Source organism: Pseudomonas sp. FP2294 (assembly GCF_030687625.1).
In the GTDB taxonomy this organism is placed as follows: domain Bacteria; phylum Pseudomonadota; class Gammaproteobacteria; order Pseudomonadales; family Pseudomonadaceae; genus Aquipseudomonas; species Aquipseudomonas shahriarae.
The window spans coordinates 2,012,652-2,028,265 of the sequence record NZ_CP117441.1 but is presented as its reverse complement, the minus strand read 5'-3'; the positions used below and the strand labels follow the sequence as shown (position 1 = coordinate 2,028,265).

Genomic DNA, 15,614 nt, shown 5'->3' with positions numbered 1-15,614 from the left:
GATACAGCCCGTCGCGTAAGCAAAAGCTACGACCGGCCTTTCCCGGGCCTTTTCTGCCCTCCTCCGATCAAGACCCCCATAGACATGTCGAAGAAGTCACGCTCCAAACTCTGGTTTCTCGTCCACAGCTGGCTGGCATTGCCCATCTGGTTCTTCGTACTGATCGTCTGCGTCACCGGGACCTTGGCGGTGGTCAGCCAGGAAATCGTCTGGCTGGCCAACCCGGAAATGCGCGCCAGCAAGCCATCGGACGATGCCGAACTGCTCACTTACGACCAGATCCTCGCCGCGATCAAGCAGGCCGAGCCAAAGGCCATTGTCGAGTCCATCGTCCGTCCGGACGAATCGCATTTTGCGCTCGACGTCGACATCAGCTACCCCGACGGCCGCTCCGTGGCGGTCTACGTCAACCCGTACACGGGGGTCATCCAGGGCATCAGCCCATCGTTCAACTTCCGCCAGTTCACCCGCGCCTTGCATGGCTGGTGGCTGGTGCCGTTTACCAATGGCTTCAGTTGGGGCTGGTACCTGGTGTCGTTCCTCGGGCTGCCGATGCTCGCCTCGCTGGTCACAGGCCTGGTGGTGTACAAACGGTTCTGGAAAGGGTTCTTCAAGCCAACCCTGCGCTTCAAGCATGGGGCGCGGATTTTCTGGGGCGACTTCCACCGCCTGAGCGGCATCTGGTCGATCTGGTTTATCGCGGTGATTTCCATCACCGGCACCTGGTTCTTGATCCAGGCGCTTCTCGCGGACAACCAGATCACCATCTCCAGCCAGCCGATCGTGCCGGTGATCTCCCGGGACAAGGTGCCGCTGTCGGCCCCCGGTGTACCGGCACCGATGATCGCCCTGGACGATGCCATCAACATTGCTACCCAGCGTATCCCCGGCTTCGACGTCAGCTTCGTCGGCTTGCCAAGCAATGCCTACAGTCACTTGAGCATCGGCGGCCGCGGCTGGTACCCGCTGATGTTCCAGACGGCCGACATCAACCCCTACAACGGTGAAATCGCCGCCACGCACCTGCTGTCCGACCGCTCGGGCCTGGAGTTCGTCACCGAGTCCATGCGCCCGCTGCACACCGGCGACTTTGGCGGGATCTGGATCAAGCTTGTCTGGTTCTTCTTCGGCCTGTTGCTGAGCATGATGGTCCTCAGCGGTCTGTTGATCTGGAGCAAGCGCACGGCCCTGGCCACGCTGCACGCGCTCAAGCGCAGCACCAAGGCCACGCGCAATACGGCGCCGGCCAACCCCATCGGCGCCATGCAGGCTGAAACCTCGGAGGGCAAATAATGAGCAAGGCCACCACCGTTCAAGCGCCCTCGCCACTGCGCGCCTTCTGGCTCAAATGGCGCTTTCACATCAATATCCTGCTGTTGCTGGTGCCCCTGGGCTTTATGCCCAAGTACTTTGCCGACGTCGCACTGTTTCGCGGCGACGCCGGCCTGGGCGAGCGCGAGGTCGGTGAAGTGCAGGTCGGCCCGTGGAGCATTACCCTCGCCGAGTTGCGCAATGAAGCGCCCCGCCCCGACCCGGCCGGCCCGATGAAATCCTTCAACGCCGCCCTGTGCGCCACCTGTGGCGACCAGGTCAAGGCCACCTACCTGCGCATCGGCAAGCCCCGCAGCCTGCGGGCCGCCGGGGTGATTTTCTTCGGCACCCCATACCGCATGGGCGCTGTGCTGCCGATCCCGGAACGCACCCCGCCCGACGCCGAACTGTGGATCACCATGGAAGGCTGGGACGGCAGCATGCAGCAGGCCTCCATTCCCTTGAGTCAGGCTTCGCCTGCCACCGTCGCCTGGTTGAACAAGCAAGGAGTTAAACCATGACTTTACTGCGCCTGACCCGCGCCTGCGCCGTGCTGATCCTCAGCCTGGGTGCAAGCAACTACGCCCTGGCCCACAACCCGATGTGCGAATGCAAGGAGATACCCGGCGAACAGATCCAGTGCACCGGTGGTTTTTCCGACGGCAGCGGCGCGCCCGGCGTGACCCTGGATGTGATCGGCTACGACGAGACCATCCTGGTGCCCGGCAAACTGGGGCCCGACTCGACGTTGACCTTCAAAAAACCTGCCGCTGAATTCTATGTACTGTTTGACGCCGGTCCCGGCCACGTTGTCGAGATCGACCAAGCGGATATCCAGGCGCCATGACCCCCATGACCCCAGGCAGCACCCAGGTGGTCCGGCCCGCCGGTGCCGGGCACGAAACCCTCTACGTCCTGCTGCTGTGCCTGATCATCCTGGCGGTCGCCGGCACGGTGGTGTCCCTGCACGGCGAAACCCAGGCCGTCGAGGCCGTGGCCAGCCACCAGTTGGACGCCCGCCGCGACCTGAGCGCGGCCGAGCAAGGCATCTATGCCGACCTGCGGGTGACCCTGGATGAAATCCAGTTGCTGGCGCAGGAACAAAGCACCCTGCCGACGCCGGCGCAACTGGCCGAAGAAGGCTTCGCGCCCTTCGCCCAGGACGCCAGTTCGGTCAGCCGTGGCGACCACCACTGGCAATTGCTGGCACCAGCGGCGTACCTGGGCCTGAGCCAGGCCAACGACACCAGCGGTTCACTGCTGATGCGCGTCAACGGCGCCGAGCCGGATATCTGGCTCAACCGCAGCGCCAACCTGGCCGCCCCCACCGACCTGAGCGACCAGGGGCTGATCGCCGCAGGCTGGCAGCAGGTCGTTGCGCAATTCGACGCTGGCGTCACCCGCCAGCATCGCCACTGAATTCATGCTGTCTCCGAGAGAAGATCGATTACCCATGTCTATGTCATCTCCCTTGCTCCGCCTGCTGCTGGTGGGCCTGTTCAGCGTGTTGCTGAGCCCCCTGGCCAATGCCGAGGCGGCCAAGCGCCTGCGTATCGGTATCACCCTGCACCCTTACTACAGCTACGTGGCAAATATCGTCGGCGACAAGGCCGAAGTGGTGCCGCTGATTCCGGCCGGCTTCAACCCCCATGCCTACGAACCGCGCGCCGAAGACATCAAGCGCATTGGCACCCTGGACGTGATCGTGCTCAATGGCGTCGGCCATGACGATTTTGCCGACCGCATGATCGCCACCAGCGAGCGTCCGGACATCCCGGTGATCGAGGCCAACGCCAATGTGCCGCTGCTGGCCGCCACCGGCAACGCGGCCCGCGGCGCCGGCAAGGTGGTCAACCCGCACACCTTCCTGTCCATCAGCGCGTCCATCGCCCAGGTCAACAACATCGCCCGGGAACTGGGCAAGCTCGACCCGGACAACGCCAAGGCCTATACCCAGAACGCCCGTGCCTACGGCAAGCGCCTGCGCCAGATGCGCGCCGACGCCCTGGCCAAGCTCACCAGCGCGCCCAACGCCGATCTGCGGGTGGCCACGGTGCACGCCGCCTACGACTACCTGTTGCGCGAGTTCGGCCTCGAAGTGACCGCCGTGGTCGAACCGGCCCACGGCATCGAGCCAAGCCCGAGCCAATTGAAGAAAACCATCGACCAACTGCGCGAGCTGGACGTCAAGGTGATCTTCTCGGAGATGGATTTCCCGTCCTCCTACGTCGATACCATCCAGCGTGAGTCGGGGGTCAAACTGTACCCGCTGTCGCATATTTCCTACGGTGAATACAGCGCCGAGAAGTACGAAGTGGAAATGACCGGCAACCTCAATACCGTGGTCCGGGCGATCCAGGAGTCGGGGGCATGACCGCGGCTGAACACCTGAATGTGGCCAGCATCGGCCCGACGATTGAGTTCGATAACGTCTCGCTGACCCTGGGCCGTACCGCGATCCTCGATAGCGTCAGCTTCCAGGTACAACCGGGCAGCATCCACGCCCTGGTCGGCCCCAACGGCGGCGGCAAGAGCTCGCTGATCAAGACCCTGCTGGGGCAGACGCCACACCAGGGCCAATTGAGCCTGCACTGGCCGAACACTCCCGGCACCATCGGCTACGTGCCCCAGGCCCTGGAGTTCGACCGTGGCCTGCCGATGACCGTCGACGACTTCATGGCTGCCATGTGCCAGCGGCGCCCGGCGTTTCTCGGCTTGTCCCGGCATTACGCCGGGGCGATTGGCGAGGCGCTGGAGCGCGTGGGCATGCAAGACAAGCGCAAGCGCCGCATGGGTGCGCTGTCCGGCGGCGAGCGCCAGCGTGTGCTGCTGGCCCAGGGTTTGATCCCGGCGCCGCAACTGCTGGTACTCGATGAACCGATGTCGGCCCTCGACGAAGCCGGGATCCAGGTGTTCGAACGCCTGCTGGGCGACTGGCGCCAGGCCGGGATTACCGTGCTGTGGATCGAACACGACCTGGAGGCCGTGGGCCGCCTGGCGGATCGCGTCACCGGCCTGAACCGCCGCCTGCTGTTTGATGCCACGCCCAAGGAGGCACTGACCCCGGAACGCCTGCTGACGCTGTTTTCCACTCACCCACGGAGCGCAGCCCAATGAGCTACGAAGCCTTTCGCTTGATGGTCCAGGGCTGGGCTTCCTCCGGCTACTTGCCGGAAGCCCTGGCCTATGGGTTTGTGGTCAATGCCTTGCTCGCCGGCCTGTTGATCGGCCCGGTACTCGGTGGCCTGGGCACGCTGGTGGTGGTCAAGCGCTTTGCGTTTTTCTCCGAAGCCGTCGGCCATGCTGCACTGACCGGCGTGGCCGTGGGCATTCTGCTGGGGGAACCCTACACCGGGCCTTACGGCAGCCTGTTCGGCTACTGCCTGTTGTTCGGCATCCTGCTCAATTACCTGCGCAACCGCACCGGCCTGGCCCCCGATACGCTGATCGGCGTGTTCCTCTCGGTGTCCCTGGCCCTGGGCGCGAGCCTGTTGCTGATCCTGGCGGGCAAGATCAACGTGCATATCCTGGAAAACGTGCTGTTTGGTTCGGTCCTGACCGTCAACGGCAATGACCTGGCGGTGCTGGCGGTGGTCGGCTCACTGGTGATGGCCCTGGCGTTGCCGCTGTACAACCGCATCATGCTCGCCAGCTTCAACCCGCAACTGGCTGCCGTGCGTGGCGTGGCGGTGAAGACCCTGGACTACCTGTTCGTGATCCTGGTGACGTTGATCACGGTGGCGGCGGTCAAGGTCATCGGTGCGATCCTGGTAGGCGCACTGCTGGTGATCCCGGCCGCCGCGGCTCGGCTGTTGAGCCAGTCACTCAAGGGCTTATTCTGGATCTCGGTGGTGATTGCCACGCTCAGCACCCTATGCGGGATTCTGTTGCCGATCATCTTCGACCTGCCTATCCCGTCCGGTGCCGCGATCATCCTCGTCGCCGGCATCGCCTTCGCCCTGGCCGCCATCGCGCGCGGCACGGTCCCCAGCCTGAAAGGGAATCTCGGATAATGCGCCCCGTTCTACGCCCCCTCGCCCTGGCCATCGCCTGCCTGATCAGCACCCCGCTACTGGCAGCCGAAACGACCAAACCCCTGCCGGTCGCCGCCCACGCCGCCAAACCGGTCAAAGTCCTCGCGGCCTTGCCCGTGACCTACGGCCTGGCCGCCACCCTGCTCAAGGGCACTGCGGTCAAGCTGGAGCGTGCGGCACCGGCCAACCTGCCGGGTTCGCGCCAGACCTCGTACTTTACCGGGCGTGGCGCGCCAGCCTTGCATAGCCTGGCGCTGGACGCCGATGCGGCGATCGGCCTGCGCTCGCTGTGGCCGGATGACCCGCTGTACCCAGTGGCCCGGCGCAGCAATATCCGCATTGTCGAAGTGGACGCGGCGCGCCCGGTAGACGGCGGTCTGCCAGGCGTGGCCCTGCAACCGGGGACTGTGGATGGCCTCAATAGCCAGCCGTGGCAGTCGAGCAACAACCTGGGGCGCATGGCCGATGTCATGGCTGCCGACCTGAGCAGGCTGGCGCCCGGCGCCAAGGCCCAGATCGACGGCAACCTGGCCAGCCTCAAGCAACGCCTGCTCAAGCTGACTGCCGACAGCGAGGCCCGCCTGGCCCAGGCCGATAACCTGAGTGTGGTCAGCCTGAGTGATCATTTTGCTTATCTGATAAGTGGATTGAATCTGGAGTTGGTCAGCACCGATCCGCGGCCGGATGCCGAGTGGTCTGCGCAGGCGCTACAAATGCTGACGACCAGCCTGAAGGACAACGACGTGGCGTTAGTGCTGCACCATCGCCAACCGGCTGAGGCGGTGAAAGCGGCTATCAGTGCAGGGGGGTCGAAGTTGCTGGTGCTGGGTACTGACGGTGCGGACCCGGTAGCGGAATTGGAAGGGAATGTGGATCAGGTGATCAAGGCCTTGGTGCCCTGAAAGCAAGGCAATACCCCTGTGTGTGTGCGAGCTTATGTGGGAGCGGGGTTGTGTGGGAGCGGGCTTGCCCGCGATGGCGGTGTATCAGTCAACTAATGTATCGACTGACACTTAGCCATCGCGGCATAGGTATCTACACAACTCTTTTATCTAGTGCTTATTGGGTTTGTTTACATATCCGTTGCTGCGGTCACGGCCACTTAGGGTTCCGCCCTTACGGCGGGTCACTTTTGGAAAAGAGCCCGGAGTGCCGGCCCAGCCAAAAGTAACCAAAAGGGCTCCTGCCCCACCACTCGGTGCCTCGCCTAGGCTCGGCATGCCCGCAGTCAGGCATTGCTCCGTGGGCCCGCCGCGATCGGCCATCCATGGCCGTGTCGCGGCTACCCCGGCATCCATGCCGGGGTGCCCACTGCGCAATACCTGCCTGCGGCCATCGTGGTTTAACGGGGCGCCTGAGATCAAGATCAAAAGCCAGATCAAAAGCGGAGCAACAGCAAAGCCGGGGTGCGAAGCTGCATTCCCCTGTGGGAGCTGGCTTGCCTGCGATGGCGGTGTATCAGTCGATAAATGTATTGGCTGGTACACCGCCATCGCAGGCAAGCCAGCTCCCACAGGTACACGCTCACGCCTCGACGATCAGGTCGGCTGTCAGGCCGCCTCGCTTTGCTTGTGATTTTGATCTTAGGCGCCCCGTTAAACCACGCTGGCCGTCATCCGATTTTGATTTGGGGGGTAACCCGGCAGGACGCCGGGTTAGCCGCGCTGGGCCATGGATGGCCCATCGCGGCGGCCCCCCAAATCAATGTCGGATGGCGGGCACACCGAGCCTGGGCGAGGTGCCGAGTGGTGGGGTAAGAGCCCTTTTGGTTACTTTTGGCTGGGCCGGCACTCCGGGCTCTTTTCCAAAAGTGACCCGCCGTAAGGGCGGAACCAATAGCCGCCATAACCGCAACAACGGATATGTACACAAACCCAGAAGATTGTGTAGCTACCTATGCCCATCGCAGGCAAGCCCGCTCCCACATTTGCTTGTGTTCAGCCAGCAACAACCTGCGCATCCATCTTCTGGCGCAAGCTCAGCGGGCGCATATCAGTCCAGACTTCTTCGATGTAAGCCAGGCACTCTTTCTTCATCCCGCTTTTACCCACGGTGCGCCAGCCCTCTGGCACGGCCTTGTAGTCGGGCCAGATGGAATACTGTTCTTCATGGTTGACCACCACCTGGAACAGGATGTCTTCGCGGTCAAATACTGAGGTCATTGCGGTTCTCCGTCACTCAAAGGCTGCCACGCACTGCGCGTGGCTGATGTATGTAGGAACGTATAGCGGCGCAGGAAAATTAGAGGCTGGCTACGGCCGCCGCCAAAGCCCGGCCGAAGATCTCTGCCACGCGGTCGATTTCTGCGGCGGTGATGACCAGCGGCGGCAGGAAACGCACCACGCTGCCATGGCGCCCGCCCAGCTCCAGAATCAACCCGCGCTTGAGGCACTCGCGCTGTACCAGCGGCGCCAATTGTCGATGGACCGGCGGGTGCCCCTGGACATCCGGCGTGCCGCTCGGGTTCACCAGTTCCACGCCCAGCATCAGGCCGCGCCCGCGGATATCCCCCAGTTGTGGAAAGTCCCGCTGCAGGATGCGCAGATGTTCACTCAAGCGCTCACCCATGGCGGCGGCGTGGTCGGCCACGTTGTGCTCCTTGAGGTAGCGCATCACCGCCGACCCCGCCGCCATGGCCATCTGATTGCCCCGGAAGGTGCCGGCATGGGCGCCCGGCAGCCAGGTGTCGAGCCACTCGCGATAGACCACCACCGCCAGCGGCAGGCTGCCGCCAATGGCTTTGGACAACACCACCACATCCGGAACAATGCCGGCATGTTCAAAGGCAAACATCTTGCCGGTGCGCCCGAAACCGCTCTGGATCTCATCCACGATCAGCGCCACCCCGGCCTGCTCGGTAATCCGCCGCAGGCCGCGCAGCCAGTCGAGGTCGGCCGGGATTACGCCGCCCTCGCCCTGCACCACTTCGACGATCACCGCCGCCGGTAGCAATACGCCGGCCTCCGGGTCGTTGAGCAGGTTTTCCAGGTAATGCAGGTTGACCTTGACCCCCTCTGCCCCACCCAGGCCGAACGGGCACCGGTAGTCATAGGGGAATGGCAGGAACTGCACGCCGTTGGCCAGCAAGGCACCCAATGGCTTTTTCGGCCCCAGACAGCCCATCAGGCTCAACGCGCCCTGGCTCATGCCGTGATAACCGCCCTGGAACGACAACACCGTGCTGCGCCCCGTGGCGGTGCGTACCAGCTTCAGCGCGGCTTCCACTGCATCGGTGCCGGTGGGCCCGCAAAACTGGATCTTCGCCTCCCGCGCCAGTTCCGCAGGCAGCAGGCCGAACAGATCCTGCACAAACTGATCCTTGACCGGCGTGGTCAAGTCCAGGGTATGCAGAGGCAACTCGTCCTGCAGCACCTGCTGGATCGCCTCGATCACCACCGGGTGGTTATGCCCCAGTGCCAACGTACCGGCCCCGGCCAGGCAGTCGATAAAACTGCGCCCCTCGACGTCCTCGACATAAATGCCCTTGGCCCGCTTGAGTGCCAGGGGGATACGCCGTGGGTAACTGCGGGCATTGGACTCCTGCAGGCGCTGGCGGGCCAGCAGCGGTGATTCATCGAACTGGTAAAGCGTTTCCGCCGGCGTCGGGCTGGCCGACACCTGCAAATCGTCAATGCGACTGGTAGCGACTGACATCTCTAGATCCCTCAATACGCGGATGATGGTGACCAAACTGCCAACCCGTTGACGTCTGGCCCCCAAAGGGCATGCGCACGGATTTCCTGTTCTGGAAACGCTTCAGCGGCGTGAGGATTTACACCTGGGTCGTTGAAAAAACGGCGAATGGCTCACTCGCCGGCACTGCTGTACCTTTCGTTCAACGCATAGAGAATCGCGCAGGTGTCGATATCCAGTTGCCCACGATAGTCGGCTGGCCGGAAGTGCATCTGGAACGCACGCACCCGTTGCTGGAACGCCTGGCGGTTTCGTGCCGGGGCGTAGCCGTAGCGCTGAAAGGCCCGTTCGATCTCCACCTCCTGGGGCAAGCCCATGCGAAAGCGGCGCACATAGGCGTTTTTGACCTCTTCATCGAACCAGGCGCCAATGCCCGCCTCGAACAAGCCGTGCCAGGGCAGCCGTGGACCCGGGTCACTTTTGCGCCAGAACGCCACATCCGAATGGCCGACGATATCGGTGGCGCCGATCTGCGGATGACGGGCGCAAATGTCGTGGATCAGCGCGATCAGTACCTCGATTTGCTCCGCCCCGTAGGCAGGAAAGGTAAAAACCCCACCATCGTCGCGAGCCAGATTGACGATCTCGATGCCGATGGAGCGCGTGTTGACGTTATCGCGGCCCGCCCAATGACTGGCCCCCGCATGCCAGGCGCGCTGATGTTCATCCACCAGTTGAAATACCCGCAACTCGTCGTAGCCGGCGTCTCGATAACCCGCCTCGAGGGGGTCGGGCAGCAGGTAATGGGCACTGACACCCTGCTGCGTCAGGGTGCGCAGGGAAGAGGCGAAGGGCGCGGCGGTGTAATGCACCACCAACTGGCGCACGGCTTCGCCATTGCGTTGATTAAAATCCTGGGCGGGATAAGTGGAGTCGATGACCAACATAGGCGCTGTCCTTTTCAATACAGGCTGAGTCATTCAGCCGGCAAACCTGCAAACACAAAAATTAACGCCATCCTGAAGCACCGGGCCTGAGGATGGCGGTAGTTATGTGGGTGCAAGGAAAGATCAGCGTCGCAGCGGCATCCCCAGGTCGACCCGCAGGCCGTCGGGCTGGCTGTCGAAGGCCAGGGAACAGGAACAGCGCTGGACAATCGCCTGCACGATGGCCAGGCCCAGGCCACAACCACCGCTGTTGCCATTGCGCCAGAAACGTTGAGTCAGATGTTGCAGGTCTTCGCTGGAGATCGGCGCGCCGTGGTCGCGCACGCGGAACACCACCTGATTGCCCTGGGTAAACACACTCAATTCCACCCGCGTATCGGCCGGGGTATGGCTCAGGGCGTTATCCAGCAGGTTGCGCAAGGCGGCAACCGCCAGGCCCACGGGCATTTCCACCGGATTATCGGGCAGGTTGTCCGGCAAGATCAGGTCGATGCGCCGGTTGTCGCCGGCGTTGGCGTCCTGGATCGCCAGGCGCGCCACCTGCTCGGCGCTGGACTGCAAGCCGTCATCAAACGACAGGCTGCCCTCGACCCGCGCCAGCAGCAGCAATTGCTCAAGGGTGCGATGCAGGCGGTCGGCGCCCTCCTCGGCATGGGCCAGGGATTGGTCGCGGGCCGCGCCGTCGGTCATGCGTGCCACTTGCAGGTGGGTCTTGATCGCCGTAAGGGGGCTGCGCAGTTCGTGGGCGGCATCGCCCGTCAGCCGGCGCTCGCGCTCAATGGCCTTGGCGATGCGTTGCAACAGCTGGTTCTGAGTGTCGAGCAACGGCTTGAGCTCGCTGGGCAACGGGTGAATCTGCAAGGGCTCGAGGGAGTCGGCGCTGCGGCGCATCAAGGCATCGCGCATACGGTTGAGTGGCACCAGGCTCTGGCCGATCCCCAGCCACAACAGGCACAGGCAGCCCAGCAGAGCCACGCCCACCGGCACCGAGGCCGCCAGCAGGATCGACATATTCAGCGCCTCGCGCTCCACCTGGCGGTCGGCGGTGGTGATAAACAAATCGCCCCGGGCCAGGGTAAAGCTGCGCCAGGCGGCGCCGTCGATGATCTGGTCGCGAAAGCCACTCTGCCGGGATTCCAGGCCCTGATCCGGGGTGGTATGGCTGCGCGCCAGGACTTCGCCACGCAGCGAACTGACCTGGCACGCCATGCCCCCCGGCACATTCAATTGCTCGGCGCCAAAGCGTTTGCCCTCGCCCACACTGGCCAGGCCGGGCATCTGCTCCATCAGCCCGGCCACCATGCGCGCCGACGCCACCAGCCGCTGATCCAGGGAAAACATCATCTGGTTACGCAGGTCGTTGAGCATCCAGGTCGCTGCCAGCACCCAGATCAGCACAAAAGCGGCGCCCAGCTTGAACGTCAGGCGCAGACGCAGACTCATCACGAAGCGTCCTCTCCACCGTCCGCCGGGCCCAGGCGGTAGCCCAGGCCACGCACGGTCTCGACAATGCCATTGCCCAATTTGCGGCGCAGGTGGTGGATATGCACGTTGAGGGCGTTGCTTTCCAACTCGTCGTTAAAGCCGTAGACGCTGTCTTTGAGCTGCTCGCTGGACAGCACCCGGCCACGGTTGTGCAGCAGTGCCTGCAACAACGCCTGTTCACGGCGGGACAAGTCCACCGATTGGCCGCCCAACAGGGTTTCCCGGCTGCTGGGGTTGTAGGTCAGCCGGCCATGCTCGATCAGGTTGACGCTACGCCCGGCCACCCGGCGCAGCAGGGTTTGCAGGCGGGCCGCCAGTTCACGCAAGTCGAAGGGCTTGAGCAGGTAATCGTCGGCGCCGGCCTGCAGGCCGTCGACCCGATTGGTCACCGAATCCCGCGCGGTGAGGATCAGCACCGGAATCTCCAGGCCTGCACTGCGCTGTTGTTGCAGCAGTTTCAGGCCGTCTTCATCCGGCAGGCCGAGGTCGAGCACCATGATGTCAAACTCCGCCGCCTTGAGCATCGCCCGCGCGGCTGCGGCCGTGGCTACGCGCTCGACCGTAAAGCCCTGGGCGCCGAGACCGGCAACGATGCCACTGGCAATCAGGTCATCGTCTTCACAGACCAGTACGTGCATGCTGAACCCTTTGCAAAAATGCTGATTTAAAGGAGGGCGGATTAAGCGCGCATTATGCCGGCAAAAGAGGCGCGCCTCGAAAATCCCTACACTCTAGAATAGCCCGGTTAATCATCGGTTAATCAGCACCCCACATTGTGTGCCCCACTTGCATCGAACTAAGGCTTGACCATGCGGCATCTGTTTATCTTCCTGTTGGTGTTGTTCAGCGGATTGGCCCAGGCCGCGCCTGGCAACAATCCGTTCGAGACCAAGGCCGAGTTCCTCCCGGTAGGCAAGGCCTTCACCTTTACCTCCGAGCGCCTGGCTTCCGGTGAAACCCAGCTGTATTGGCAGATTGCCGACGGTTATTACCTGTACCAGCAACGCATGAAATTCGAAGGCCTGGCCGAACAGCCCGTGCTGCCCCAGGGCGAAGCCCATAGCGACGAGTTCTTCGGCGAGCAACAGGTGTACCGCCAGGGTCTGGAAGTGAAGCTTCCGGCCGGTGCCACCGGCAAGGTCAAGCTGGGCTGGCAGGGCTGTGCCGATGCCGGCCTGTGCTACCCACCGCAATCGCTCACCGTGGACCTGGGTGGTAACCCCGCCGTGGCCGCCACCGCCGAGGCCCAGGATGAAAGCCTGGCCAGTGGCCTGCAGCAACGCAGCCTGGGCTGGAGCCTGTTGGTGTTCTTCGGCCTGGGCCTGCTGCTGGCGTTCGCCCCGTGCTCGCTGCCGATGCTGCCAATCCTTGCTGGCCTGGTGGTAGGCAGCGGTGCCAGCCCACGCCGTGGTTTTGCCCTGGCCAGCAGTTATGTGGTGTGCATGGCCCTGGTGTATGCCGCCCTCGGCGTGCTGGCCGCGCTGGCCGGCAGCAACCTCGCCGCGCTGCTGCAAACCCCGTGGATCCTCGGCAGTTTCGCCGGGTTGTTTGTGATCCTCGCCCTGCCGATGTTCGGCTTCTTTGAACTGCAACTGCCGGCCTTCCTGCGCGATCGCCTGGATAACGCCAGCCGCCAGCAAAACGGCGGCAGCCTGGTCGGCGCCGGGGTGCTCGGCGCCTTGTCCGGCCTGCTGGTGGGCCCGTGCATGACCGCGCCCCTGGCCGGCGCCCTGCTGTATATCGCGCAAAGCGGCAATGCCCTGCACGGCGGCCTGATCCTGTTTGCCATGGGCATCGGTATCGGTGTGCCCTTGCTATTGCTGGTGACCGTGGGCAATCGCTTCCTGCCCAAGCCGGGCACCTGGATGAACGTGCTGAAGGGCGTGTTTGGCTTCCTGTTCCTCGCGACCGCCGTGTTGATGATTCGCCCGGTCGTCGACGAAAGCCTGTGGCTCGGCCTGTGGGGTGTACTGGCGCTGGTCATGGCCTACTGCGGCTGGAGCCTGGCCCGTGAGTACGGGCTGATCGCCAAGGCACTGGGTGCCGGCTCCCTGGTCCTGGGGCTGTGGGGCGCGATCCTGGTGATCGGCGCCGCCGGTGGCAGCGACGACCTGTGGCAGCCGCTCAAGGTCTTCGGTGGCTCGACGGTGGCCGGCGCGCCGACTGCCCATGACAGCTTTATCACCCTCAACGACCCGGTAGCCCTGCAAGCCCAGCTCGACAGCGCCAAGGCCCAGGGCCAATGGGTGCTGCTGGACTACTACGCCGACTGGTGTGTGTCGTGCAAAATCATGGAAAAACAGGTGTTCGGCAAACCCGAAGTGATGGACGCCCTGAAGGACGTGCGCCTGCTGCGCCTGGACGTCACCGCCGACAACGCCGCCAGCCGTGAGTTGCTGGGTCGCTACAAAGTCCCTGGCCCACCGAGCTTCGTCTGGATCGGCCCCGACGGTGCAGAGCGCCGCGCCCAACGCATCACCGGCGAAGTGGATGCCGCAGCCTTCCTGCAACGCTGGACCCAGACCCGGGAAGCACTCTGATGCTGACCTTGACCATCGGCACCTTTGCCATTGCCTTGAACCATCTGCTGCTGATCAGTGCGCTGATCCTCGCCACAGTCGTGGGCTGGCGCGTGGCCAAGCGGGGCGGCGAGAACCCCGAATCGGTGCTGTTCAGCCTGTTCCTGCTGGGCATGCTCAGTGCGCGTATCGGCTTTGTCTTGATGTACTGGTCGTACTACCGCGACGACCCGTTGCAGATCGTCGACCTGCGCGACGGCGGTTTCCTGGCCTGGCCTGGGGTGATCGTGCTGATCATCGCCGCCCTGCTGTGGAGCTGGCGCCGCCCGGCCCTGCGCAAACCGCTTAGCGCCGGTGTGGTCAGCGGCCTGGCCTTCTGGGCACTGGCCAGTTTCTCGTTGAACATCTACGAAAAAGGTACGCGCCTGCCGGACATCGCCCTGCGCAATGCCGATGGCGAAACCGTGCAACTGGCTGACTACCAGGGCGGCCCGCTGGTGATCAACCTCTGGGCCACCTGGTGCCCGCCCTGCCGGCGGGAAATGCCGGTACTGGAAAACGCCCAGAAGCAGCGGCCGGACGTGACCTTCCTGTTCGTCAACCAGGCCGAAAGCATGCAAAGCGTCAGCACCTACCTGGCTACCCAGGGCCTGAACCTGGACAACGTGCTGTTCGACGCCAGTGGCCGCCTGGGCCAGGCCGTGGGGTCCATGGCCCTGCCGACCACCCTCTTCTATCAAGCCGATGGCCGGCTGATCAACAGCCACCTGGGCGAACTGTCCCAGGCCAGCCTGGCCCGCGCCATGGAATATTTCGACCCCATGGACAAGACTGCCGCCAAGACGGCCCCTGCAAGGAAACCCTTATGCCCCGCCTCCGCCACCTGCTAACCCTGCTGCCCCTGACCCTGGCTGCCAGCCTCGCCCACGCCGAAGAATGGCCGGCGCCGATCAAACAGATCGAAGCCAAGGGCGCCAAGATCATCGGCAGCTTCGACGCGCCGGGCGGGCTCAAGGGCTATGCCGCGCAATACCAGAACCGCGGCATGGCGCTGTACCTGACCGCCGACGGCCAACACGTGATCGCCGGCAATCTGTATGACGCCAAGGGCAATGACCTGAGCACCGCGCCCCTGGAAAAACTGGTCTACGCCCCAATGGCCAAGGAAATCTGGGCCAAGATGGAACAGAGCAGCTGGATCCAGGACGGCGATAAAAACGCGCCGCGCACCGTCTACCTGTTCAGCGACCCCAACTGCCCGTACTGCAACATGTTCTGGGAACAGGCACGGCCCTGGGTCAAGGCGGGCAAGGTACAGTTGCGCCACATCATGGTCGGGATTATTCGCGAAGACAGCCCGGGCAAATCGGCGGCGCTGCTGGCAAGCAAGGACACAGCCCAGGCCCTGGAAGAACATGAGTCTGCCGGCAAAGCCAGCAAGCTCAAGGCCCTGACCAAGATTCCGGCCCAGATCCAGGCCAAGCTCGATGCCAATATGAAGTTGATGGAAGAGCTGGAGTTGTCGGCCACGCCGGCGATTTTCTATCTGGATGACAAGGGCCAGTTGCAGCAACAGCAGGGGGCGCCGTCGCCGGATAAGTTGGGGAAAATCCTCGGGCCCAAGTGACTCGGATTAACCCCACGCCACTTACAAGAATGCCCGCACAAAGCGGGCATTCTTGTAT

The 15,614-nt window shown here is 63.6% G+C and carries 16 protein-coding genes; 11 read left to right on the top strand and 5 right to left on the bottom strand.

Going from position 1 to position 15,614, the window contains the following annotated elements; genetic code table 11:
• The first annotated feature begins 84 nt into the window (after positions 1-84).
• The 8 genes from PSH73_RS09140 to PSH73_RS09105 are packed head-to-tail and all read left to right on the top strand — an operon-like array spanning position 85 to position 6,247.
• Positions 85-1,293, top strand: a complete 1,209-nt coding sequence (locus PSH73_RS09140; protein ID WP_057960207.1) for a PepSY domain-containing protein — start codon at positions 85-87, stop codon at positions 1,291-1,293.
• A complete protein-coding gene (locus PSH73_RS09135; RefSeq protein WP_057441455.1) occupies positions 1,293-1,832 on the top strand; it encodes a hypothetical protein in 540 nt (179 codons plus the stop codon). The genes PSH73_RS09140 and PSH73_RS09135 overlap by 1 nt, the downstream gene beginning before the upstream one ends.
• Entirely contained in the window at positions 1,829-2,158 is a 330-nt protein-coding gene (locus PSH73_RS09130; RefSeq protein ID WP_057441453.1) for a hypothetical protein, read from the top strand. Before PSH73_RS09135 ends, PSH73_RS09130 begins: the two co-directional genes overlap by 4 nt.
• Before the next feature lie 5 nt (positions 2,159-2,163).
• On the top strand, positions 2,164-2,730 hold the full coding sequence (locus tag PSH73_RS09125) for a DUF6162 family protein (RefSeq protein ID WP_057960208.1): 567 nt from the start codon (positions 2,164-2,166) through the stop codon (positions 2,728-2,730).
• 34 nt (positions 2,731-2,764) lie between these two features.
• Positions 2,765-3,685 carry a metal ABC transporter substrate-binding protein gene (locus PSH73_RS09120; protein WP_057960209.1) on the top strand — a complete coding sequence of 307 codons (921 nt, stop codon included), beginning with the start codon at positions 2,765-2,767 and terminating at the stop codon, positions 3,683-3,685.
• Entirely contained in the window at positions 3,682-4,428 is a 747-nt protein-coding gene (locus PSH73_RS09115; protein WP_057441447.1) for a metal ABC transporter ATP-binding protein, read from the top strand. The genes PSH73_RS09120 and PSH73_RS09115 overlap by 4 nt, the downstream gene beginning before the upstream one ends.
• Entirely contained in the window at positions 4,425-5,324 is a 900-nt protein-coding gene (locus PSH73_RS09110; protein WP_305462280.1) for a metal ABC transporter permease, read from the top strand. The genes PSH73_RS09115 and PSH73_RS09110 overlap by 4 nt, the downstream gene beginning before the upstream one ends.
• Entirely contained in the window at positions 5,324-6,247 is a 924-nt protein-coding gene (locus PSH73_RS09105; RefSeq protein WP_305462278.1) for a metal ABC transporter solute-binding protein, Zn/Mn family, read from the top strand. The genes PSH73_RS09110 and PSH73_RS09105 overlap by 1 nt, the downstream gene beginning before the upstream one ends.
• A 1,035-nt stretch (positions 6,248-7,282) precedes the next feature.
• Here PSH73_RS09105 and PSH73_RS09100 read toward each other — a convergent pair.
• The 5 genes from PSH73_RS09100 to PSH73_RS09080 form a co-directional block, all read right to left on the bottom strand.
• Entirely contained in the window at positions 7,283-7,507 is a 225-nt protein-coding gene (locus PSH73_RS09100; RefSeq protein ID WP_032862749.1) for an MbtH family protein, read from the bottom strand.
• 79 nt (positions 7,508-7,586) lie between these two features.
• A complete protein-coding gene (locus PSH73_RS09095) occupies positions 7,587-8,999 on the bottom strand; it encodes an aspartate aminotransferase family protein (protein ID WP_057960211.1) in 1,413 nt (470 codons plus the stop codon).
• Between the two features lie 152 nt (positions 9,000-9,151).
• On the bottom strand, positions 9,152-9,925 hold the full coding sequence (locus PSH73_RS09090; RefSeq protein ID WP_057439142.1) for an N-acetylmuramoyl-L-alanine amidase: 774 nt from the start codon (positions 9,923-9,925) through the stop codon (positions 9,152-9,154).
• A 123-nt stretch (positions 9,926-10,048) separates the two neighbouring features.
• Entirely contained in the window at positions 10,049-11,368 is a 1,320-nt protein-coding gene (locus tag PSH73_RS09085) for an ATP-binding protein (protein ID WP_057960212.1), read from the bottom strand.
• Positions 11,368-12,048: a response regulator transcription factor gene (locus PSH73_RS09080; protein WP_057439143.1), complete on the bottom strand. Its 681-nt coding sequence runs from the start codon at positions 12,046-12,048 to the stop codon at positions 11,368-11,370. Before PSH73_RS09080 ends, PSH73_RS09085 begins: the two co-directional genes overlap by 1 nt.
• 171 nt (positions 12,049-12,219) lie before the next feature.
• Here PSH73_RS09080 and dsbD point away from each other — a divergent pair, with 171 nt between their 5' ends.
• The 3 genes from dsbD to dsbG are packed head-to-tail and all read left to right on the top strand — an operon-like array spanning position 12,220 to position 15,556.
• Positions 12,220-13,950 carry a protein-disulfide reductase DsbD gene (gene dsbD, locus PSH73_RS09075; RefSeq protein WP_200660789.1) on the top strand — a complete coding sequence of 577 codons (1,731 nt, stop codon included), beginning with the start codon at positions 12,220-12,222 and terminating at the stop codon, positions 13,948-13,950.
• The gene (locus PSH73_RS09070) at positions 13,950-14,819 is read left to right on the top strand and encodes a TlpA disulfide reductase family protein (protein WP_057960214.1); all 870 of its coding nucleotides are present in this window, start codon (positions 13,950-13,952) and stop codon (positions 14,817-14,819) included. Before dsbD ends, PSH73_RS09070 begins: the two co-directional genes overlap by 1 nt.
• On the top strand, positions 14,795-15,556 hold the full coding sequence (gene dsbG / locus PSH73_RS09065; protein WP_198792397.1) for a thiol:disulfide interchange protein DsbG: 762 nt from the start codon (positions 14,795-14,797) through the stop codon (positions 15,554-15,556). The genes PSH73_RS09070 and dsbG overlap by 25 nt, the downstream gene beginning before the upstream one ends.
• The last annotated feature ends 58 nt before the right edge of the window (positions 15,557-15,614 follow it).